Origin of the sequence: Corallococcus exercitus, from assembly GCF_003611585.1 — a bacterium.
Classification (GTDB): Bacteria; Myxococcota; Myxococcia; order Myxococcales; family Myxococcaceae; genus Corallococcus; species Corallococcus exercitus.
This window is the reverse complement of the sequence record NZ_RAVW01000631.1, coordinates 1-3,817: the sequence shown is the minus strand read 5'-3', so window position 1 is coordinate 3,817 and position 3,817 is coordinate 1. Positions and strand designations below refer to the sequence as shown.

Annotated in this window: 3 protein-coding genes and 1 pseudogene; 3 read left to right on the top strand and 1 reads right to left on the bottom strand. The window is 71.7% G+C overall.

Going from position 1 to position 3,817, the window contains the following annotated elements:
• The coding region (locus tag D7W79_RS39940; RefSeq protein ID WP_147442300.1) for an SGNH/GDSL hydrolase family protein at positions 1-534 on the top strand (534 nt) is incomplete at its 5' end.
• 35 nt (positions 535-569) lie between these two features.
• Here D7W79_RS39940 and D7W79_RS39935 read toward each other — a convergent pair.
• Positions 570-2,495, bottom strand: coding sequence for a GGDEF domain-containing protein (locus D7W79_RS39935; protein ID WP_120530452.1), 1,926 nt, complete (start codon positions 2,493-2,495; stop codon positions 570-572).
• Between the two features lie 228 nt (positions 2,496-2,723).
• Here D7W79_RS39935 and pgeF point away from each other — a divergent pair, with 228 nt between their 5' ends.
• Together pgeF and D7W79_RS39925 are read left to right on the top strand one after the other, a co-directional pair.
• A complete protein-coding gene (pgeF, locus tag D7W79_RS39930) occupies positions 2,724-3,482 on the top strand; it encodes a peptidoglycan editing factor PgeF (protein ID WP_120530451.1) in 759 nt (252 codons plus the stop codon).
• An 83-nt stretch (positions 3,483-3,565) separates the two neighbouring features.
• Positions 3,566-3,817: pseudogene (locus tag D7W79_RS39925) on the top strand (hypothetical protein); the annotation flags it as partial.

Below are 3,817 nucleotides of genomic sequence, written 5' to 3'. Positions count from 1 at the left end.
GGCGGGGGCTATCCCGACCGGCTCGCCTCCCGCCTCCGGAAGGACGGCCTCCCCGTGGGCCATACCAACCTGGGGCAGAGCGGCGCGCGCGTGCGCGACGTCGTCAACAACGCCCTCAAGCGCGTCATCGCGTTGCAGCCCACGCTCATCACCCTGGGCGTGGGCACCAACGACATCTGGCGCGGCACCGAGGTGGCGGAGTTCCAGGACGACCTGGACCGCATCGCCCGGCGGCTGAAGCAGACCGGCGCGTCCATGGTCGTCGTGAACATCGCGGACATGGCGCTCGCGCCCATCGCCAAGATGGTGCCCAGCGCGCTCTACGAAGGGCGCATCGAGCCGTTCAACGCGGCCATCGCCTCGGTGGCCCGCGCGCACGGCCTGCACCTGGTGGACCTCTACGAGGCCAGCCGCGAGATGATCCCCCGGCGTCCGGACTTCTTCTGCTCGGACGGCTTCCACCCGTCCTCCGTGGGCTACGACGAGTGGGCGGACCTGATGTTCCCCGTGGTCCGCACGCTCGTGCAGCGGTAGGCCCCAGCAGGGCAGGGCACCTGGATGCCCCGCGCTCAGGCCTTCGCGATGCCCGTGGGCGCGGGAGGCGTGGAGGGCGCGTCCGTGGGCGGAGCGCTGATGCTGCGCTCGCGGCCGGGGTGCACCTCCATGCCGGGCTCGAACGCCGTCACGCGGTTGCGCCCCGTCCGCTTGCTGCAATAGAGCGCCGAGTCCGCGCAGTCCACCAGCATGTCCTGCGACGTCGCGTCCGTGGGGAAGTGCGAGACGCCGATGGACACCGTGACATGCCCGCCGGGCAGCCCCGGACGGTTGAGCGTGACGGCGTCCGCCACCGCGCGGCGCAGCGTCTCCGCGACCTCCACCGCCGTGGCCTTGGACACCTGCGGCAGCAGCAGCACGAACTCCTCGCCGCCGTAGCGCCCCAGCGTGTCCACCTTGCGCGCGCGGGTGCGCAGCACTTCGGAGACCCGGCGCAGCGTCTCGTCTCCGGCGCGGTGCCCGGCCAGGTCGTTGAGCCGCTTGAAGTGGTCCACGTCCACCATCAGCAGGGCCAGGGGCACGCCGAAGCGCTGGGCCCTCGCCAGCTCCAGGTCCAGTCGCTGGAAGAGGTGGCGGCGGTTGGGCACGCCCGTGAGCGCGTCCGTCAGCGTGAGCTTCACCGTCTCCGCGTGCAGGCGCGCGTTCGTCACCGCCGTCGCGGCCTGATCCGCCACGGCGGTGAAGAGCTCGATCTCCTCCGCGGAGATGCTCGCCGTCTCCGGGCGCTGGAAGTTGATGACGCCCAGCAACGTGTCCGCGTGCACCATGGGCACCGCCAGCAGCGTGCCGTGCTCGGAGCCGCCGCGCAGGCCGCGCCGCGCGAAGATGCTGGTGCTGTCCGTGAGGTCCGGCAGGTACACCGCCTTGCGCGTCTGGGCGGCCCGTCCGCAGGCGCCCTCGCCCATGGCGAAGGTGTGGCCCTCCAGGCCCCGGCCCTGAGGCCACGCGTGCTTCACCTCCAGCAGGCCCTCCTCGTTGAGGAGCATGATGGAGAAGTCGGGGATGTGCAGCCGCTCCACCACCATGCGGGTGATGCGCGACAGGAGCTCGTCCAGCTCCAGCGTGGTGTTGAGCGAGCGCGCCACGTCGTACAGCAGCGACAGCTCCCGCAGGCGCTCCTCCAGCTCGTCCTTCAGCGCCAGCTTCTCCTTCACCAGCTGGAGGTCGCGGTGCGTGTCGATCTCCTCCACCTTCATGGAGGTGAGCCGCGCGAGCATCTGGTTGAAGGCCGCGCCCAGCCGCGAGATCTCGTCCGTGCCCCGCGCCTCGGCGCGCACCAGCAGGTCGCCGTCCGCCGCGCGCCCCATGGCCTCGCTCAGCCGCTTGAGCGGCGCGGTGAGCACGAAGCGCAGCGACAGCCAGGTGACGAGCGCCAGGATGCCCACGAAGAACACCATCGCGCCCAGCGCGTCCTGGAACACCGTCTGGAGCTGGCGGTGCAGCGTGGGCTCGCCCAGGCGCACCTGGAGCACGCCCATGCGCTGTGCGGCCTCGCCGGTGTGACAGCCGGAGCACTCCGGACCGCCCAGGGGCCGCACCACCTCCGTGCCGTGCTCGCTGGAGCGCGCCGTCTCCGGCCCCGTCGCGGACAGCCGCGCGGCCTCCGGATGCGGGTGGCCCTGCTCGGCCGGCCGCCGGCTCCAGCGGATCCGCCCGTCCGGCGTCAGCACCCGCAGGTCCTCCACGGAGCGGAACAGCCGCGTGTCCGATGCCAGCACGTCCGCCACCGCGCCATGCGGCGCCGCGCCCGGCGCCTGCGGCAGCGTGAAGGTGGAGGCGACGGCCTCCGCCAGCGCGAGCGCCTCCAGGTGCGTGCCTTCACGCACCGCCTGTCGCGCTTCGCGCGAGAAGTGACCCACGCCCAGGAGCGCCACCACCAACCCGGGCAGGGCGATGCTCCACAAGAGCTTCCTGCCAATCGTCTCGGAACCGAGGGCCATGTGCGGGGCGCAGTGTGCTCCGGGCCTTCGCGTTCTGTCCGCGAGTGCCGGAGTGTTGAAAATTGTCAGGGGCATGACACGCCCTGTCAAACGCATTGGCGTCGAAATATTGAACCTGGAGTGTTGTTCCCCCGCATGTTCCTGTTTTCAGGGGCTGCGCCCATGGCACGGTGGACGCCCTCCCGAAGCCCGCGCCCGGAAGCCTGCCCGGGGTTAGGAAGTCCGCCCATGTCCACGCCCCTGTTCCTCACGTCCGCGCTGCTGCCGGTGCCGCACGGCTTCGCCACTCGAGCGGGTGGGGTGTCCGAAGGCCCCTACGCGTCGCTGAACCTGGGCTTCTCCGTGGGGGACGAGCGCCCGCGCGTAGAGGAGAACCACCGCTGCCTGGCCCAGGCCGCGGGCGCGAAGCTGGGCGCGCTCTGCCGGGTGTCGCAGGTGCACGGCGACACGGTGCTGGAGGCGCGCGGCGAAGCCGACGAGGTGCTGCGCCCGACGCTGGGTGAGGCGGATGCCCTCTGGACGCAAGGGGAGGGGAGCTGGGTGGCGGTGGGCACCGCGGACTGCGTACCGGTGCTGATTGTGGATCCGCACGGCCGGCGCGTGGCGGCGGTGCACTCCGGATGGAAGGGCACGGACCTGGAGATCAGCGCCCGCACGGTGGAGGCGCTGGTGGCGCGGGGCAGCCGGCCGGAAGAGCTGCTGGCGGCGGTGGGCCCCTGCATCCAGGCGTGCTGCTACGAGGTCTCCCCGGAGCTGGGCGACCGCTTCCGCGCGCGCTTCGGTCCGGACGTCGTCCGCGCGGGGGACAAGCCGCACCTGGACCTGCCACTCGCGGTGAAGTCCTCCCTCTTGAAGGCGGGGCTGAAGCCGGAGCATGTGGACGTGCTACAGGCCTGTACGGCGTGTGATCGCGACCGGTTCTTCTCCCACCGGCGGGACGCGGGACGCACCGGGCGTCACCTCAACTTCGTGGTGCACCGCTTCTAGCGGAGGGGCCGTCCGGGTCGTTTTCTTGACGGTCTCCGACCGGCCTTCCTATCCTCGACCTGGAATCCCCTCCGTCCAGGCTCGTGCCGGTGCGTCCCTTCCTCTTCCGCCTGTTTGCCGCCGTCGCGCTGTCCGCGCCGACCGCCTGCGCCACCACCGCTGCTTCCCAGACGGAAGTGGGCCGGCTGGAGGCGGAGGTGCGCACGCTGCGCGCCGCCCAGGCGTCGCTGGTGGAGCGCCTGGAGCGGCTGGAGAACCGCGACGCCGTCTCCCGCGCCCGCTCCGTCTCCCCGGCCCCTGTCTCTTATACAAATCTCCGAGCCCACGAGACATGC

Excerpts from the sequence above, each read along its gene's own strand:
- pgeF (WP_120530451.1), top strand. The coding sequence starts at position 2,724 with ATGTCCACGCCCCTGTTCCTCACGTCCGCGCTGCTGCCGGTGCCGCAC.
- D7W79_RS39935 (WP_120530452.1), bottom strand. The coding sequence starts at position 2,495 with ATGGCCCTCGGTTCCGAGACGATTGGCAGGAAGCTCTTGTGGAGCATC.